The 17,324-nt window shown below is 50.6% G+C and carries 13 protein-coding genes; 6 read left to right on the top strand and 7 right to left on the bottom strand.

What is annotated here, in order from left to right; genetic code table 11:
• Nucleotides 1-20: 20 nt before the first annotated feature.
• From GNP95_RS26145 to GNP95_RS06190, 6 genes are all read left to right on the top strand, one after another.
• Nucleotides 21-2,591: an endo-1,4-beta-xylanase gene (locus GNP95_RS26145; protein ID WP_230873678.1), complete on the top strand. Its 2,571-nt coding sequence runs from the start codon at nt 21-23 to the stop codon at nt 2,589-2,591.
• Nucleotides 2,592-2,683: 92 nt separating this feature from the next.
• Complete coding sequence (locus GNP95_RS06215) at nt 2,684-4,786, top strand: glycoside hydrolase family 44 protein (protein WP_155609926.1); 2,103 nt, start codon at nt 2,684-2,686, stop codon at nt 4,784-4,786.
• 67 nt (nt 4,787-4,853) lie between these two features.
• Nucleotides 4,854-6,701 (top strand): lytic polysaccharide monooxygenase, encoded by a 1,848-nt coding sequence (locus GNP95_RS26135; protein WP_230873677.1) that lies wholly within the window; start codon nt 4,854-4,856, stop codon nt 6,699-6,701.
• 87 nt (nt 6,702-6,788) lie between these two features.
• Nucleotides 6,789-8,543: a cellulase family glycosylhydrolase gene (locus tag GNP95_RS06200; protein ID WP_155609925.1), complete on the top strand. Its 1,755-nt coding sequence runs from the start codon at nt 6,789-6,791 to the stop codon at nt 8,541-8,543.
• Between the two features lie 829 nt (nt 8,544-9,372).
• On the top strand, nt 9,373-10,056 hold the full coding sequence (locus GNP95_RS06195; protein ID WP_155609924.1) for a hypothetical protein: 684 nt from the start codon (nt 9,373-9,375) through the stop codon (nt 10,054-10,056).
• Nucleotides 10,057-10,560: 504 nt separating this feature from the next.
• Nucleotides 10,561-11,325: an SDR family oxidoreductase gene (locus tag GNP95_RS06190; protein ID WP_155609923.1), complete on the top strand. Its 765-nt coding sequence runs from the start codon at nt 10,561-10,563 to the stop codon at nt 11,323-11,325.
• Between the two features lie 82 nt (nt 11,326-11,407).
• On the opposite strand, the gene GNP95_RS06185 is transcribed toward GNP95_RS06190, so the two are convergent.
• The 7 genes from GNP95_RS06185 to GNP95_RS06160 form a co-directional block, all read right to left on the bottom strand.
• Entirely contained in the window at nt 11,408-11,776 is a 369-nt protein-coding gene (locus GNP95_RS06185) for a VOC family protein (protein ID WP_155609922.1), read from the bottom strand.
• Nucleotides 11,777-11,994: 218 nt separating this feature from the next.
• Nucleotides 11,995-12,384, bottom strand: a complete 390-nt coding sequence (locus GNP95_RS06180; protein ID WP_155609921.1) for a MarR family winged helix-turn-helix transcriptional regulator — start codon at nt 12,382-12,384, stop codon at nt 11,995-11,997.
• Between the two features lie 294 nt (nt 12,385-12,678).
• Nucleotides 12,679-13,536, bottom strand: a complete 858-nt coding sequence (locus tag GNP95_RS06175) for an alpha/beta hydrolase (protein WP_155609920.1) — start codon at nt 13,534-13,536, stop codon at nt 12,679-12,681.
• A 772-nt stretch (nt 13,537-14,308) separates the two neighbouring features.
• Nucleotides 14,309-14,608 (bottom strand): hypothetical protein, encoded by a 300-nt coding sequence (locus GNP95_RS26710; RefSeq protein ID WP_413773722.1) that lies wholly within the window; start codon nt 14,606-14,608, stop codon nt 14,309-14,311.
• 60 nt (nt 14,609-14,668) lie between these two features.
• On the bottom strand, nt 14,669-15,550 hold the full coding sequence (locus GNP95_RS06170; RefSeq protein ID WP_155609919.1) for an alpha/beta hydrolase: 882 nt from the start codon (nt 15,548-15,550) through the stop codon (nt 14,669-14,671).
• Nucleotides 15,551-16,057: 507 nt separating this feature from the next.
• Nucleotides 16,058-16,909, bottom strand: a complete 852-nt coding sequence (locus tag GNP95_RS06165) for a sulfurtransferase (protein ID WP_155609918.1) — start codon at nt 16,907-16,909, stop codon at nt 16,058-16,060.
• Nucleotides 16,910-16,933: 24 nt separating this feature from the next.
• A complete protein-coding gene (locus tag GNP95_RS06160; RefSeq protein ID WP_155609917.1) occupies nt 16,934-17,146 on the bottom strand; it encodes a hypothetical protein in 213 nt (70 codons plus the stop codon).
• Between the last annotated feature and the right edge of the window lie 178 nt (nt 17,147-17,324).

The following is a 17,324-nucleotide window of genomic DNA, read 5'->3' as shown; positions in this document are numbered from 1 at the left end:
AAGAGAGGAGATGATCTAGTATGAAAATGTTATCGCTCAGGTCAATGACGATACTCCTTGTCCTTTGCCTTATCGCTCCCCTGTATACCGCGGTTCCTGCAGCGGCCAATACCGTTCTCCTTCAGCATGGCTTTGAGGACGGGACAACACAGGGCTGGGCCCCGCGGGGAGAAGATGAAATGCTGTCGTCCGCGACCGGAACGGCTGCGCGAAGCGGGACCAGGGGGCTGCACGTCAGCGGCCGTACCGAATCGTGGAATGGAGCATCCTTGGATGTTACTTCCCATATGCAGGTCGGACAAACATATTTATTCGCCGGCTGGATCAAGCTGGCGTCCGGATCGGGCACGGTGTATATGTCGCTCGATACGACCAAAAACGGGACAAGATCGTACAGCCAGCTCTACTCCGCAACGGCAACGTCCGGCGGCTGGGTAGAATTCAAGGCGGAATACAAATACCGGGAACCGCTGGAGAACGTGTCCGTTTATTTTGAGGTCCCGAACAACCCGAACGTCGATTTTTATTTGGATGACTTCCGCTTGGAGCAGCTCCCGGATCGTGGACCGATTACGATAGAGCCGGATATTCCATCCTTGAAGGACGTGTTCGAAGAGGATTTCCTGTTCGGGGCAGCCTTTGAAAATTTCGAGTTGATCGAGGCAGCCGACCGTGAGTTGCTGTCAAAACACTTCAACAGTCTGACGCCGGGCAATGTGCTGAAATGGGACAGCACGCAGCCTCAGGAGGGCGAGTTTAACTTTGACCCTTCCGATGAGGCCGTACAATTCGCCCTGGACAACGGGCAGCAAGTTCGCGGCCATACTTTGGTCTGGCACAATCAAACGCCTGATTGGGTATTCCGCGACAGCAACGGCAATCTCGCCAGCAAGCAGCTGTTGTATCAGCGCATGGAAGCTCACATTAATGAGGTAGTCGGGCGATACAAAGGCAAAATTTATGCTTGGGACGTGGTGAATGAGGTAATCGACGCTTCCCAGCCTGACGGTTTGCGCCGCAGTCTATGGTATCAGATCGCAGGCGAAGAATTTATCGAGAAAGCGTTCGAATACGCCCACGCGGCGGATCCCAACGCCCTGCTGTACATCAACGACTACAATACGCACGAATCAGCCAAAAGCCAGGCGCTCTATAACCTGATCAGCCGATTGAAAGCGAAGGGCATCCCGGTCCATGGCGTCGGACACCAGACCCATCTCAAGATCAATTATCCGACGATGAGTGAGATCGATTCCTCGATAGCCAAGTTCGCGGCACTGAACATTAAGCAGGAAATAACTGAGCTGGATATCGATATTTACAGCGACGATTCCACGAAGTATGATACGTTGCCGGACAGCCTGGCCCAGACGCAAGCGACCCGATACAAGCAATTGTTCGACGTCTTGCTTAAACATAAGGACAAGATCGACAACGTGACCGTATGGGGCAAAGACGACGGAAACAGCTGGTTGCGGTCGTTCCCGGTCAATCGCAACAACTGGCCGTTGCTGTTCGATGAACGTCTTCAGTCCAAACCGGCATACTGGGCTATTGTGAACGGCAAACCGACACAGCAGCCTCCTGCCGCACCGACCGGCTTGACGGCGACAGCCGGCAACGCACAAGTATCCTTGGCCTGGAGCCCAGTCAGCGGTGCAGCCAGCTATACGGTGAAACGTGCGACGACTAGCGGCGGTCCGTACACGAACGTGGCGACCGGCCTGACGACGCCAAGCTATACGAACACCGGCCTGACGAACGGCACGACGTACTATTACGTCGTCAGCGCGTCGAACAGCGCAGGTCAAGGCCCGGACTCCGTGCAGGTGAGCGCGACACCGGCGGCCGGAACGCAGGTTCCGTCGGCACCGACCGGGCTTGCAGCGACAGCGGGCAATGCGCAGGTGTCCTTGACCTGGAACGCGGTCAGCGGCGCAACCAGCTATACGGTGAAGCGCGCGACGACGAGCGGGGGCCCGTACACGAACGTGGCGGCCGGCCTGACGACGGCAAGCTATACGAACACCGGCCTGACGAACGGCACGACGTACTATTACGTTGTCAGTGCATCGAACAGTGCAGGTCAGAGTCCGAACTCCGCGCAAGTGAGCGCAACGCCGACCGGCGGTTCAACCGCCTCGAACCTCGTACTTCAGTACAGAGCGGCCGATACAAATGCAACCGACAACCAGATCAAGCCGTCCTTCAACATCAAAAACAACGGCACTTCGGCTGTTGATCTGAGCACCCTCAAAATCCGCTACTACTTCACCAAGGACGGTTCTGCGGCGGTGAATGGCTGGATCGACTGGGCGCAGCTCGGCGGCAGCAACATTCAGATTTCGTTCGGCAATCATAATGGCGCGGATTCGGATACGTACGTGGAGCTGGGCTTCTCGTCCGGGGCAGGCTCGATTGCGGCAGGCGGCCAATCCGGCGAAATCCAGCTGCGCATGTCCAAGGCGGACTGGTCGAACTTCAACGAGGCGAACGACTACTCGTTCGACGGGACGAAGACGGCCTTTGCTGACTGGGATCGGGTCGTATTGTACCAGAATGGCCAAATAGTGTGGGGAACTGCTCCATAAACCGATACAGGGGAATGTGCCGGAACCGCTTTTTTGCAGGGCGGACTGGCGGTATCCCTTGCTAAAATGAATATTCCTGGGAGGGATCAATAATGAAGACAAGACAAAGAAAGCGGCTGTTCGTCAGTGCGGCGCTGGCAGTTTCCTTGACAATGACCGTACCGATGCCCGCTTCCGTAAATGCAGCTGCGAGCGACGTCACTTTCACGATTAATACCCAGTCGGAACGAGCACCGATCAGCCCAAATATTTACGGAACCAATCAGGATCTTAGCGGGACGGAGAACTGGTCATCCCGCAGGCTCGGAGGCAACCGGCTGACGGGTTACAACTGGGAGAACAACGCATCCAGTGCCGGAAGGGACTGGCTTCATTACAGCGATGATTTTCTCTGCGGCAACGGCGGTGTTCCAGACACCGACTGCGACAAGCCGGGAGCGGTTGTTACCGCTTTTCACGATAAATCTTTGGAGAATGGAGCTTACTCCATTGTAACGCTGCAAATGGCGGGTTATGTGTCCCGGGATAAGAACGGTCCGGTTGACGAGAGTGAGACGGCTCCGTCACCTCGTTGGGATAAGGTCGAGTTTGCCAAAAATGCGCCGTACTCCCTTCAGCCTGATCTGAACGACGGACAAGTATACATGGATGAAGAAGTCAACTTCCTGGTTAATCGGTATGGAAACGCTTCGACGCCAACGGGCATCAAAGCGTATTCGCTGGATAACGAGCCGGCGCTATGGTCCGAGACGCATCCAAGGATTCATCCGGAGCAGTTACAAGCGGCAGAACTCGTCACTAAGAGTATCGACTTGTCAAAGGCGGTGAAGAACGTCGATCCGCATGCCGAAATATTCGGTCCTGCCCTTTACGGTTTCGGAGCATTTTTATCGCTTCAGGACGCTCCGGATTGGCCGAGCCTGCAAGGCGACTACAGTTGGTTTATCGACTACTATCTGGATCAGATGAAGAATGCCCATACGCAGAATGGCAAAAGATTGCTTGATGTGCTGGATGTCCACTGGTACCCGGAAGCACAGGGCGGAGGCCAGAGAATCGTCTTTGGCGGAGCCGGCAATATCGATACGCAGAAGGCTCGCGTTCAAGCGCCAAGATCGCTATGGGATCCGACTTATCAGGAAGACAGCTGGATCGGCACATGGTTTTCGAACTACTTGCCATTAATTCCGAAGCTGCAATCTTCGATTCAGACATACTATCCGGGCACGAAGCTGGCGATCACAGAGTTCAGCTACGGCGGAGATAATCACATTTCGGGAGGCATTGCTACCGCGGATGCGCTCGGCATTTTTGGAAAATATGGCCTTTATGCTGCGAATTACTGGCAGACGGAGGACGATACCGATTATACAAGCGCTGCTTACAAGCTGTATCGCAACTACGACGGCAACAAATCGGGGTTCGGCTCGATCAAAGTGAACGCCGTTACATCCGATACGGAGAACAGTTCGGTATACGCTTCGGTTACAGACGAGGAAAATGACGAGCTTCACTTGATCGTGCTGAATAAAAATTTCGACGATCCGATCAACGCTACTTTCAAGCTGTCTGGTGATAAGACCTACACATCCGGGAGAGTATGGGGCTTCGATCAAACCGGGTCCGACATTACGGAACAAGCAGCTGTAACGAACATCAACAACAATCAATTCACGTACACGCTTCCTCCGTTGTCCGCTTACCACATTGTTCTGAAGGCGGATAGCGCGGAGCCGGTCAACTCCGATCTCGTCGTGCAGTATAAGGACGGTGACCGCAATGATGCAACCAATAACCAGATCAAGCCGCACTTCAATATTCTTAATAAAGGGACCAGCCCGGTAGATATGAGTTCTCTTACCCTGCGCTATTATTTTACCAAAGACAGCTCTGCGGCGATGAATGGCTGGATCGATTGGGCGAAGCTCGGAGGCAGCAACATTCAGATTTCGTTCGGCAATCATAATGGCGCGAATTCGGATACGTACGTGGAGCTTGGCTTCTCGTCCGGCGCAGGCTTGATTGCGGCAGGCGGCCAATCCGGCGAAATCCAGCTGCGCATGTCCAAGGCGGACTGGTCGAACTTCAACGAGGCGAACGACTACTCGTTCGATGGGGCGAAGACGGCTTTTGCTGATTGGGATCGGGTCGTATTGTACCAGAACGGAACGGTTGTATGGGGGAGTGAGCCATAAGAGACCGGAGCGCTCAATAGCGCTCCGGAATATCACTTAGATTTACAAATGAATGGAGGTTATTTATATGGCAGATCAATTATTCATGCATCATAAACCGTCAAAACTCAGATTGCTGATTATGGCTGCAGGTGCAGCGCTAATGTTCATCGTATGTTCGTTGCTATTTGTCGATCGCGCTTCTGCGCACGGTTGGATAGAGAACAGTCGTTCCGACTTGTGTTATGACGGGATCAATACAGGCTGCGGTGCAGTTATGTATGAGCCATGGAGTATTGAGGGGCGCGGCGATTTTCCGGAAATCGGCGTACCCGACGGCCAGATTGCTGGAGGAAGCAAATACCCGGAGCTTGATGTTCAGACCGAAAACCGCTGGAACAAAATCAATATGAAAGGCGGGCCTTTTACTTTCCATTGGGATATGGTAGCGAACCATAGTACCAACTATTGGGATTACTATATTACGAAAAAGGGCTGGGATCCGAATTCCCCGCTGAAGCGCTCGGATCTGGAGCTGTTCTGCAGATACGAGGATAATGGCGCGATACCGCCGATGGTCGTGGAGCATGACTGTTTCATTCCAAACGATCGGACCGGCTATTATGTCATAGTCGGGGTATGGGATATTTTTGATACTGTAAATGCTTTCTATCAAGTCATCGACGTGAATTTGACGACCGACCCTTCGCAACCGACTACGCCGGCTCCAGGACATCCTGGTGATCCGAATCGTTTTGGGGATATCCGCGATTGGAGCCCGATCCGTCCTTACAATCCAGGTGAGCAAGTCGTTTACAAAGGTTCTATTTGGCAAGCTAGATGGTGGACGCAAGGACAAGAACCCGGAGTGCACGAAGTCTGGCAGCAGATCGGTCCGGCTACGGGCAACCCGACAGCTCCTGCGGCACCGACTGGCCTGACGGCGACGGCGGGCAATGCGCAGATCAACTTGACCTGGGCGCCTTCCAGCGGCGCGACAAGCTACACGGTGAAGCGCGCGACAACAAGCGGCGGTCCGTACACGGACGTGGCGACTGGTCTGACGACCCCGAGCTACACGAACACAGGCTTGACGAATGGTACGACGTACTATTACGTCGTCAGCGCGTCGAACAGCGCGGGTCATAGCCCGAACTCGGCGCAAGTGAGCGCGACGCCGATGGCCGGCACGGAAGTTCCTGCGGCACCGGCGGCACCGGCTGGCTTGACGGCGACAGCCGGCAATGCTCAGGTATCCTTGAGCTGGAACGCGGTGAGCGGCGCGACGAGCTATACGGTGAAGCGGGCGACAACAAGCGGCGGCCCATACACGAACGTGGCGACAGGCCTGACGACCCCGAGCTACACGAATACCGGCTTAACGAACGACACGACGTATTATTACGTCGTCAGCGCGTCGAACAGCGCGGGTCATAGCCCGGACTCCGCGCCAGTGAGCGCGACGCCGGCGGGTGATCCGATCGCCTCGAACCTCGTGTTGCAGTATAAAGCAGGCGATACAAATGCAACCGACAACCAGATCAAGCCTCACTTCAACATCAAAAATAATGGCACTTCGGCTGTCGACCTAAGCACGCTTAAAATCCGCTACTACTTCACCAAAGAAGGTTCTGCGGCGATGAACGGCTCGATTGACTGGGCACAGCTCGGCGCGAGCAACCTTCAGATTTCGTTCGGCAACCATACCGGTACAGATTCGGATACGTACGTGGAGCTTGGCTTCTCGTCCGGCGCAGGCTCGATTGCGGCAGGCGGCCAATCCGGCGAAATCCAGCTGCGCATGTCCAAGGCGGACTGGTCGAACTTCAACGAGGAGAACGACTACTCGTTCGATGGGACGAAGACAGCGTTCGCGGACTGGAGCCGGGTCGTTCTGTATCAGAATGGTACGGCTGTATGGGGGAATGAGCCCTAAACTATGGATTGTTAAATAATTGTGCGAGAGATCTGTGTCTTGCGGATCTCTCGCATGACCAAAAAGTAGATATCAGGAGGTTATATCATGCGGATTCATACCATTCGGCCATCTGGCCGCTTGTTATTGACACTGGTCTTGGTGCTTGGTTTATTGCTGCCTGTGGGCTCTCCCAAAGGCTATGCCGCTCCGGCTGTTCCTTTCGGCCAATTAAAAGTTCAGGGCAATCAATTGGCAGGACAGTCCGGGCAAGCTGTTCAACTGGTTGGCATGAGCTCCCATGGATTGCAGTGGTATGGCGATTTCGTCAACAAATCGTCGTTGCAATGGATGAGAGATAACTGGGGCATCAACGTCTTCCGTGCTGCTATGTATACAGCCGAAGATGGTTACATTACGAATCCTTCCGTTAAGGACAAGGTGAAGGAAGCGGTTCAGGCATCCATCGACCTGGGCTTGTACGTTATTATTGATTGGCATATTTTGTATGATGGCAATCCGAATACGTACAAAACGCAAGCGAAAGCGTTCTTCCAAGAGATGGCCACATTGTACGGCAACACGCCAAATGTAATCTATGAAATCGCGAACGAGCCCAATGGGAATGTGTCCTGGGCAGAGGTCAAGTCGTATGCGGAAGAAGTAATTACGGCCATTCGCGCGATTGATCCGGATGGAGTGGTTATCGTCGGCAGTCCGACCTGGAGCCAGGATATTCATCTGGCGGCCGACAATCCGGTCTCACACAGCAATGTCATGTATGCGCTTCATTTCTATGCAGGCACGCATGGACAGTTTTTAAGAGACCGAATTACCTATGCGATGAACAAAGGAGCGGCAATCTTCGTTACCGAGTGGGGCACCAGTGACGCATCCGGGAACGGAGGGCCGTATTTGCCTCAGTCCAAAGAGTGGATTGACTTCTTGAATGCACGCAAGATCAGCTGGGTGAACTGGTCGCTGGCCGATAAGGCCGAGTCTTCCGCAGCCCTTCTTCCCGGCGCTTCGACGACGGGCGGCTGGACCGATGCCCAATTGTCCGAATCGGGCAAATGGGTTCGAGATCAAATCCGGCAAGCAACTGGAGGCGGCAGCGGCAATCCAGCTGCACCGGCCGCGCCGACCGGCCTCTCGGCAACAGCCGGCAACGCCCAGGTATCATTAACCTGGAACGCAGTTAGCGGGGCGACGAGCTATACTGTGAAGCGAGCAACGACCAGCGGCGGTCCGTACTCGAATGTGGCGACTGGTCTGACTGCGACGAACTACACGAACACCGGGCTGACGAATGGCACGACGTATTATTATGTCGTCAGCGCATCCAATAGCGCGGGGAACAGCGCGAACTCTGCGCAAGCGAGCGCAACGCCGGCTAGCGGCGGCGCCAGTACGGGGAACCTTGTTGTCCAATACAAAGTCGGTGACACGAGCGCCACGGATAACCAAATGAAGCCGTCCTTTAACATCAAGAACAATGGTACGACCTCCGTTAACCTGAGCGGACTCAAGCTTCGCTATTACTTCACGAAAGACGGTACCGCGGATATGAACGCATCGATCGACTGGGCGCAAATCGGCGCAAGCAATATTAGTGCGGCATTCGCGAGCCTCACCGGCAGTAATACGGACACTTACGTTGAGATAAGCTTTAGTGCAGCGGCAGGTTCGATCCCTGCAGGCGGACAAACGGGAGACATCCAGCTGCGGATGTACAAAGATGACTGGTCGAACTTCAACGAAGCAAACGACTATTCTTATGATGGGGCGAAAACCGCCTTTGCGGATTGGAATCGTGTAACGCTGCATCAAAACGGAACTTTGGTATGGGGCACGACGCCTTAAAAAGTCGATCAAAAACAGTACAGGGAGCCCACGAGGCTCCTTGTTGTCTTTCTGATAATATAAAGATGAATGATCGAGCAGCTTAGAGCAATCATTAAGATTTGCCCATCTTAATTTGACATTACTTGGGGTATTTGCGGCTCTATTGCTGATTCGATTGATTCGTCTTGCGATTGTATATGAATTTTCATATAGAATTTACGTTGAGCAGGCAAAATAGATAGATCTGTATGAAAAATCAAATAGAATTTATCATTTGGCGTTTATTTTGATAATTGTATACGAGAAATCATACAGATTGACGAAGCTCATTAGTATGTGGAAGCAAGGCATAAAAAAGTTAAAGAAGGCTGTTGCAACAGCCCGCCAACAGCCCGCCAACAGCCCGCCAAAAGGCAGTCAACAGCCTGGCCACAGGCAGTTAATCACAGTCACAAACCCGTATCAACGCGGCCTTTCGTCTCAGACCTAGAATTGAGTTCGTTGCAGTCATCCTCTTGATTTATTGGTGAACTAAGTCTTACGTAGTTCAAACTAAATAAAACATCAATATAAGGCGAAGTGAAGCAAGGTAGAACCCGGAAGGGAGATGGCCAGGATGATTATAGTTTGCAGATCGTTGAATGTTGTTCACAATCCGTCATAGCCTCTGAAGATGACCATAAATGCTGCTCGTTCCCCTTATCTTGTTGCACACCCCAAAAGTTTATGGCACACTATCATTATCATACAGCTCTTTAGCGGTAAAGAATGCCGGCTACCTTTCGATGTGAAAGGAGTCGGCTTTTTTATATTTGTTAGAAGAAAACGAGAAAAAGGGAGGCAGGAAATGAGTTTTCAAATGGAGCACGATAAATGGATAAGCGATCATCTTAGACGAAGAAGAGGGGAGCGTCTCGATGCTCTAAAACGCGGTCATGGCTACGGGAATCGGTTGTTCATAGAACAAATATGGTGGCCGCTTGCCGGACATTTTCACGGATTACATCCTGAGTATGAAGTCAAGGACTGGCGGGGGCGATCCTACTTTGTAGACTTTATGTGGGTGATAGGAGCCATACGTATTATATTTGAAGTCATGGATTTCGGCTCCCACGGTACAGACCGAACCAAGTATAGAAGAGATTTGAACCGCGGGCTTTTTCTTCAGGCACAAGATTGTTCGGTCTACTACATCTCTCTGGATGAGTTGAAAGAGAATCCTTCGTTCATTCTGTCCGCATTGCGGAACATTCTGTCTCCATATCTGGCGGCGGAGTTTGGTGTTAAAAGAAAGGTTAAAAAGCTATATTCCAAAATCGAACGAGATTTGATGCGGGCAGCCATTCGCCACAATCGCGTCATTCGCCCAACCGAGGCGGCAAGGGAGCTGGAACTGCATACGATGACGGTCATTAAATATTGCCGCTTATTAGTGGAGAAGGGAAAGTTTAGAGCCGTAGCAAGGGGCGTGTCTGGGCGGGTCATCTACTACGAATACGTCGGTTCCATCCAAAGTCCGGATTTGGTCTGAGCGATTGAAATGAAATGAATTGAATTGCTTCGGATCGGATGGATTGATTTGGTTTTTTGGTTTGTTTGGTTTGCTTGGGTTGCTTTGGTTTTCTTGGGTTGCTTTGCTTGGTTTGCTCGATCGGTTCGATCGGTTGGTTTGCCCGATTCGACTGATTCGAGAGGTATCGTGCGGTTGTATATGAAAATTCATATAGAATTTCACGTTGAGCAGGCAAAATGGACGGATATGTATGAAAAATCAAATAGAATTTATCATTTGGCGCTTACTTCGATAATTCTATACGAAAAATCATACAGAGTAACAGGTGTTCAGGTGGATAATGCGTGCTCAGAAAGACAATGCGTGTTAAGACGACAAAACGTGTGTCATATGAAGCTTGTCAGCAGCTATTGCCCGTCAACCCTCCTTTTTCACACGAGGATATGGGAATATAGGAGCAACATTTTGAAATCCCTCCTGTGCTATAACTGAAATTGAAATAAGAGGAGGAGCTGATAAAATATGAAAAAACTAAGTGGAAAGATCGCTCTCGTTACAGGTGCGAGTCGGGGGATTGGACGTGCCATCGCGCTGCGTTTGGGGCAGGAAGGCGCCTTGGTAGCCGTTCATTATGGCAAGAATCGGGGGGACGCAGAAGAAGTCGTTCGCGAGATTGAGCACAGTGGAGGGGAAGCATTTACCCTTGGTAGAGAACTTGGCCTATTAAATAGTGTGACGGCTCTTTATGAAGCAATGGATGAAGCGTTGTATAGCCGCACGGGGAACAATCATTTTGACATACTGGTAAATAACGCAGGGATCGGTCTGCCAGCATCCATTGAGGAGACGACGGAAGAAGCCTTTGATGAAATTATGCGGATCAATGTGAAAGTACCGTTTTTTCTAATACAACAAGCTCTTCAGCGTTTGCGGGACGAGGGGCGAATTATTAACCTGTCATCCGCTGTAACAAGAATTTCCCTGCCCGGAATTCCTGCTTATAGCATGAGCAAGGGAGCGATTAACACACTAACACTAGCGTTATCCAATCAATTAGGACCTCGCGGGATTACAATTAATGCTATACAACCTGGATTCGTTGCCACAGACATGAACTCTGCAATGCTGCAGGATCCGTCTGCTAATAAATTCGGTGCCGAGTATTCGATTTTCGGAAGATGGGGAGAACCGTTAGATATTGCAGATGTTGCAGCATTTCTAGCCTCCCAGGAAAGTCGGTGGATCACCGGCCAATGCATCGACACAAGTGGAGGATCACACTTATAACTACTCATGACTAAAGACGCTGCGCCAACAGTAGATAGCTCTGCTGAAAGGCAGCGTCTTTCTTTTTAATAAACCGTACCTGTTAGCTTCGGTAATAGGACAACACCCAACATACTCCGTTCCGGTCGGTCACGATGGAGAGCAATCCGTTAAACGGCGCTTCGTATGCTTCAGCAATTATCGTCCCGCCGGCAGCCAATCCGTCATAGATACGATGGAATTTCTCTTCTGTATCCATTTTTAGAAATACCCTTACGTAATCGCCTATCTGTTCCGGCTTTGACGCTTGCGTGTCGGCAAACTTTAGTCTAGCTCCTTCTACATGCAAATCCGCATTAAGCACCTCTTCTCCTTGCTTACGCAAAATCTCAATCTCACCGCCAAAAATGCTTTGATAATGCTTGATCTCGTCTTTGCAGTTATCCACTGCGATAAACGGTAATGCCAGCATGAATTACACCTCCTCAGGATTAATTGGTCGTATTTGGAGCGCGCGATTTCAATCGCATGAGCAACATCCAACTCGGTGTTCAAATACACGGATAGCCAATTGATGACCTATCTCCTTGTTATTGTACTGAAGCTCCACTCCTCCAAAACGATGAGGATGGATCGTTACCTCCGCCCAAGAAAGCAGCTCTTCGGTTAACCGCTCCCCTCTGTTAACGCTCATTCTGGCATCTCCCCCTGTTCGCTAAGATTGTAAAGCACAATCTTCAGCAGGCTTAACAACAAATCATATTTCTCGTCAGTAATGCCTTTACGGGTTTTGCTCTTGACACGTCCCAGTGCTTCCTGCACCTTCGGTACCACCTTACGCCCGGAATCTGTCAGATACAGCAGGTGGTAGCGATTGTCGGCAGGATCAACTTCTCTCCGCACATAACCCTCCACTTCCAGCTTAGCAATCGCCTTTGCAGTCGTCGTCTTGTCAATGAGCAGCTGTTCGCTAAGCGCTTTCTGCGTGACTGGCTGCCGGGACGCGATCGCCATGAGAAAAATATACTGTCCGGCCCCGATCCGGTATGGCTCCAGCTCTTTCGAGATCAACACCTGCATATGACGATAAATAGCGGAGATGTAATAACCATGCGATTCCGTGGTGTCCTTGTGATTCGAATGTGTCTCCCAATGCTCGCTCAGTGTAGCTCCTCCTTCTTCAATAGGGTGTTATTGCAACTAATAGGAATGTCTTCAATAGGATGTCATTGCAACTAATAGGTGTGTTCAATAGGATGCTATTGCAACTAATTACAGTGTATGCCCAATAGGATGTCATTGCAACTATTATTTTGCCAACTCGATCACAAATTTCACCACAACCACAACAGCCGGGTGAAAGTGTGATGGCCCCTAGTCGCGCTGCCGCGATAAAAAAGAAACCAGAGCATGGTCATACTCGGCGGAGTGCTTTCCGATCCATAAGAGATGCCCCCATGAATCTAGAAGGCATACTTCCGAATGGGGGATGAGCGCCTTTGCGTTTTCCGGGTGGCTTAGAGGCACCGAACTGTCGTTTAGACTGTGCATAATCAACGTTGGGGCTTGAATGGCTGCCAGTTCCTTAGAATAATCACATTGGGTTTGTTCCAGGTCAATAAAGAAACCCGAATAGGAGCGCTGACGGTTGTTCATTCTACGGAACGCATCAGCGTAGTGATGGTCAAGCCGTATTCGAACCTCGGAATATGGTAGTTGAGAGAAAGAAGCTGCCATCATTCTGAAGATTAGTTTCGGAAATAGGTTATTCATCGCCGCAAGGATTGCCCAGGTTCTTTTTTCCGTTTCCGGTTTGAAAAGACGGCTTGCCATTATGTACTCTTTATCCTCTGGTGCAAGCCACGGCTTCGTAACTGCACATTGTAGTGTGAAACTGGAAGCCCGTTCAGGGAACATAGAACAAAATACGATTCCGGTAGGCCCCCCTGCGGAAACCGCAATAACGTGAACTTTGTCCAGGGTTAGATGATCCAACAATGATTTATAAAGATGACAGGCTTGCCACAGATCGGAAATGGGGGAAGAATGGCCGTATCCCGCGCGGGAAGGGGTAATGATGGCATAGCCATCGTCAAGCAGCCTCTGATAGCCGAACTCCTCACGACAACTCGAATGGCCGCCATGGAACAGTAATACAGGGATACCTTTTCCGGCAACCGAATATTCTATCGTTGTTTCTCCAGATTTGAATATGCTAATTTCCCGATGCATAGGATCAGCTTCCTCTGAACATTGAATTTGTTGAAATAAAGATACATGGATTGGAATGAGAAATCAACAGAAAACAAGATTCGGAGAGTGATTGCTGCCCCGGCATACTTTTACCGGTAAAAGTACATGTGTGAAAAAATAAGCGAATATATCCTTATATACAGGTTCAGGAATAAATGAGCGCTGTATGCGTTGGTGCCGTATATTTGCGCGATCGTTCTGCGTAATATACGCGGTTGTCCAGCAAATTTACATACGGATTTCTGACAATAGACGACCCTGCCGAGATTTAATTTGACCCTTGGCTTTGTGAGATTATATATGAATTATCATATAGAATTGGCCGAGAAAGGGTAAAGTTAGGGAACCTATATGAAATATCATATATAATATGCCTTTTGCCGTTTATTTCGAAGATTTTATTCGAAAAAACATACAGATTAATTATAAAGACCAACCATACAGACCTGCCACTGAACGTAACCCTGCTTCTGTCTGATTACTATAGATTCTGGGCTCATGAAGTTACTTTCTCCGACTCCATGTAGCTTCGCCTTGTTTATGGAGCGTTACACGGAAGGGCTGGCCATTGAGCAGGCAGCGGTAGATCATTTTGTAGAAAACTGGAGGAAATGAAGCCAGTGGGGAGTGGCTTTCTGGCTGCGCCTGAGACGACTTTTCCCAAATTATCAAACCTGGAAACAAGCAATATTTGATCTTTATGACCAAACACAAATATGTCCAAAAGTTTGTACTATTGCATTGCATGAGATTAAGATAGGCGTTTAAGATATGCCTCGGATTTATACGGGATAACTCTAATAAAACGTTCGTCTTTATAATACGAGGCAAGCAGCTCTTGAATGCCTTTTGCCGTTACATTCTTTGTAATCATTCTGGGAAAGAGGGGAGTAGTGACTGCATCACATTGATAATAGTTGCCGATTATTGGAGTGAAAATTGGAGCCAAGTCTAGCCCGGAATACAGTTGCATTTCCGGAAGATGCTTGTGATTAAGGCTTAGTGCATATTGTCTTGGAACGTAAAGCTGCTCTCTATTTTGGCCGAGCAAAGCAATAACCCCAGGAATGCCGCAGCATTCCTAGGGTTATTTAATGAAGTGGTCATGACTCTACTTGAAGATACGCTGAGAGAATTGATAGAGCCCGCTGCTCCACACCTTACCTTCATGCCCGCCGACATCCAGATACCACATGTGGGGAATATTCATGGAGTCCAAGCTGTTATGAAAGTTTTGACTTACCCACAGCAGATTGTCCGACGAGCCGCAAGACAGCCATAACAGGTTTAGCTGACTGGCCGTCTGGGACGGGTTGGTAATGAGCTGCGACGCCGGCTTTGTATTAGGGGCGGATGAAAATGCGCCAATCCAGGAGAATTTGTCCAGATGCTTTAACCCGAAGTTCAGCGATTGTCCGCCGCCCATCGACAGACCAGCCAAAGCTCGATGCTGAGCATTGGCATATACCGGAAAATGAGTGTCAATGTAAGGGACGAGGTCGTTAATCAGATCAAACTCAAAGGTTTCGAAGGCAGCTACCTTGTCCGGTGCAAAAATATCGCCGATTGGACGATCATCCTGCATGGCGCGGCCGTTCGGGAAAACAACAATCATCGGCTCGAGCTTGTTATCGGCGTACAGGTTGTCCAAAATATTTCTAGGGTTCATCTGATTGAGCCATTCATATTGATCCCCGCCAATGCCGTGCAGCAAGTAAAGGACATTATAGGTTTTCGACGTTGTATAGCCCGGAGGAGTATAGACCATTGCATTCCGTGTTTTGCCTACTGTTGTAGAATAATAGGAAATTTGCTGCACATTTCCGCGAGGAATATTATGACGGTAAGCGTCGTATCCCTGGGGTGCCGGGATTACGGTTCCACCGGAAGATGCGGCGGCGGCACCGCTTGTATTTTGCGTTGGAGATTGGGCGTAGGACATCGATGGGACGAGCAGCGTAATGAGCATAACGAAAGTAAAAAGTTTTTTCATTTCACTTGTCCTCCTTGTTTTTAGATGTTCTGGCCTTGCACTATGGAGTGAGTTATAAATGCGTGGCGGCTCCCCCTTTCGAGACCTGCGGCAATGCTGCTGGAAGCAAGCCTCGCATGGTTATAATGTAAGCGCTTTAAATCAATCTTACCATAATTAGCAAATAATGTAAATATGAGTTCGAAGTCAACAAGTCGAGAGCTCGATTGGCTCCGGTGGGAAGGGGGCTCTCAGCTATATTTTTGAAGAGGGGCGTTGTTCTATCTCCCTCTCGCCGGAGGGCGGCGGATACAGCGCAAGGTGAGAGATACACCGCATCCGGTGTACCCCTTCCCTACCCTATCTTACGAGTGGCTAGTGTCAGGGGTTCGGCACACTAAGAAAGCGGTTATAGTGTCCGCATGTTGACTCCTTATAGACTTTGCGGGCATAGAAAAGTGCCGCTGGAAGCCCATTCGCTCCAAGCGGCAACCTTGCCGGGGTACACCTGTAACCTGGCGGAAGCTGTCACTCCCCGCCCGTGGCAACGGGGTTATCCGGATACGAAATCCAATCGCTCCAGCTCCCCGCATACAACCGAACATTGGAATACCCAAGCGAGTGAAGCGCTACGATGTTCGGGCAGGCGCTAACGCCGGAGCCGCAATAGACGATAACCTCGCGGCCGGCATTCAGCGCATCAATCACTTCAGATAAGCCGGCCTGGCGCTGTTCTACGGATGTCCATTTTCCTTCGGCATCCAGATTGTTCTTCCAGAAAGCGTTGAGCGCGCTAGGGATATGGCCTGCTTTGGCATCGATGGGCTCGGTCTGCCCAAGATACCGGGGGGCTTCGCGAGAATCGACCAATAGCACGTCAGGATTGCCGATCGCATTGCGGACGTCCTCCACATCGGCGATCAACTCATCACGCACCACAGGCTGGAAGGACGAAGGGATGACCACCCGCTGATCGGCGGTGACGGGGTAGCCGTCTTGCTGCCATGCCGAGAATCCCTCATCCATGACATACACCTGGTCATGGCCGAGCCAGCGCAGCAGCAGCCAAAGCCTGGAGGCGTTCATGCCTCCCTGGTCGTCATAAGCGACAACAACGCTGTCGTTGCTGATGCCTGCCCGGCCGAGGCGCTTAGCAAATGCCTCCGGTTCCGGCAGCGGATGCCGGCCGCCATGCTCGCCGAAGGGAGCGGAGAGGTCATTCTCCAAATCGAGGTAAATAGCCCCGGGGATATGGGACTCGGCGTAAGCCGTCTTGCCAGCCTCCGGTGCCCCGAGTTGAAACCGGCAATCGACGATGACCATATTAGGCTCGTACATGCGGGCAAGAAGCCACTTTTTGGACACGAGCGGATTTGACATAGTATTGCTCTCCCTTCAAACGAATTATTTTTTTAACTCAAAAAACTGGCAGCTTTCGCGGTTATGGTAAGCAAGATCGCTGACGCTGGATTGCGTAATAACAGTATCATCAGTAAGACGGATAATGACCGATCCCGATTCGATGAGATGGTTGTCGCGGAAGACGCGGATACGAAGGCCTTGCTCCATGGCCATTTGTAAATCATGCTCAGTGATGAGACGTCTAATCGTTGGCATACGGATTCCAACCTCCTTCAAGCAGTGTGATCTGCTCATTCGCTTCTACATATTTCTTCTGATTTCTATATTGTAGATACAACAGCCCAACCGTGACAAGCGGCTACTCCATATATTATAGAAAAGTTATCTGAGGGGCGAGGAACGGAGGCCATTCGAACCGTTATTTACAAAGGAG

This window comes from Paenibacillus woosongensis, from assembly GCF_009725165.1.
GTDB lineage: Bacteria > Bacillota > Bacilli > Paenibacillales > Paenibacillaceae > Fontibacillus > Fontibacillus woosongensis.
The sequence above is the reverse complement of the archived record's forward strand: the minus strand, read 5'-3'. Positions and strand labels throughout refer to the sequence as shown.

Excerpts from the sequence above, each read along its gene's own strand:
- GNP95_RS06185 (WP_155609922.1), bottom strand. The coding sequence starts at position 11,776 with ATGCTGGCATTACCGTTTATCGCAGTGGATAACTGCAAAGACGAGATC.
- GNP95_RS06165 (WP_155609918.1), bottom strand. The coding sequence starts at position 16,909 with ATGTCAAATCCGCTCGTGTCCAAAAAGTGGCTTCTTGCCCGCATGTAC.
- GNP95_RS06195 (WP_155609924.1), top strand. The coding sequence starts at position 9,373 with ATGAGTTTTCAAATGGAGCACGATAAATGGATAAGCGATCATCTTAGA.
- GNP95_RS26135 (WP_230873677.1), top strand. The coding sequence starts at position 4,854 with ATGGCAGATCAATTATTCATGCATCATAAACCGTCAAAACTCAGATTG.
- GNP95_RS26145 (WP_230873678.1), top strand. The coding sequence starts at position 21 with ATGAAAATGTTATCGCTCAGGTCAATGACGATACTCCTTGTCCTTTGC.
- GNP95_RS06215 (WP_155609926.1), top strand. The coding sequence starts at position 2,684 with ATGAAGACAAGACAAAGAAAGCGGCTGTTCGTCAGTGCGGCGCTGGCA.
- GNP95_RS06200 (WP_155609925.1), top strand. The coding sequence starts at position 6,789 with ATGCGGATTCATACCATTCGGCCATCTGGCCGCTTGTTATTGACACTG.
- GNP95_RS06180 (WP_155609921.1), bottom strand. The coding sequence starts at position 12,384 with ATGCAGGTGTTGATCTCGAAAGAGCTGGAGCCATACCGGATCGGGGCC.
- GNP95_RS06170 (WP_155609919.1), bottom strand. The coding sequence starts at position 15,550 with ATGAAAAAACTTTTTACTTTCGTTATGCTCATTACGCTGCTCGTCCCA.
- GNP95_RS06160 (WP_155609917.1), bottom strand. The coding sequence starts at position 17,146 with ATGCCAACGATTAGACGTCTCATCACTGAGCATGATTTACAAATGGCC.
- GNP95_RS06190 (WP_155609923.1), top strand. The coding sequence starts at position 10,561 with ATGAAAAAACTAAGTGGAAAGATCGCTCTCGTTACAGGTGCGAGTCGG.
- GNP95_RS06175 (WP_155609920.1), bottom strand. The coding sequence starts at position 13,536 with ATGCATCGGGAAATTAGCATATTCAAATCTGGAGAAACAACGATAGAA.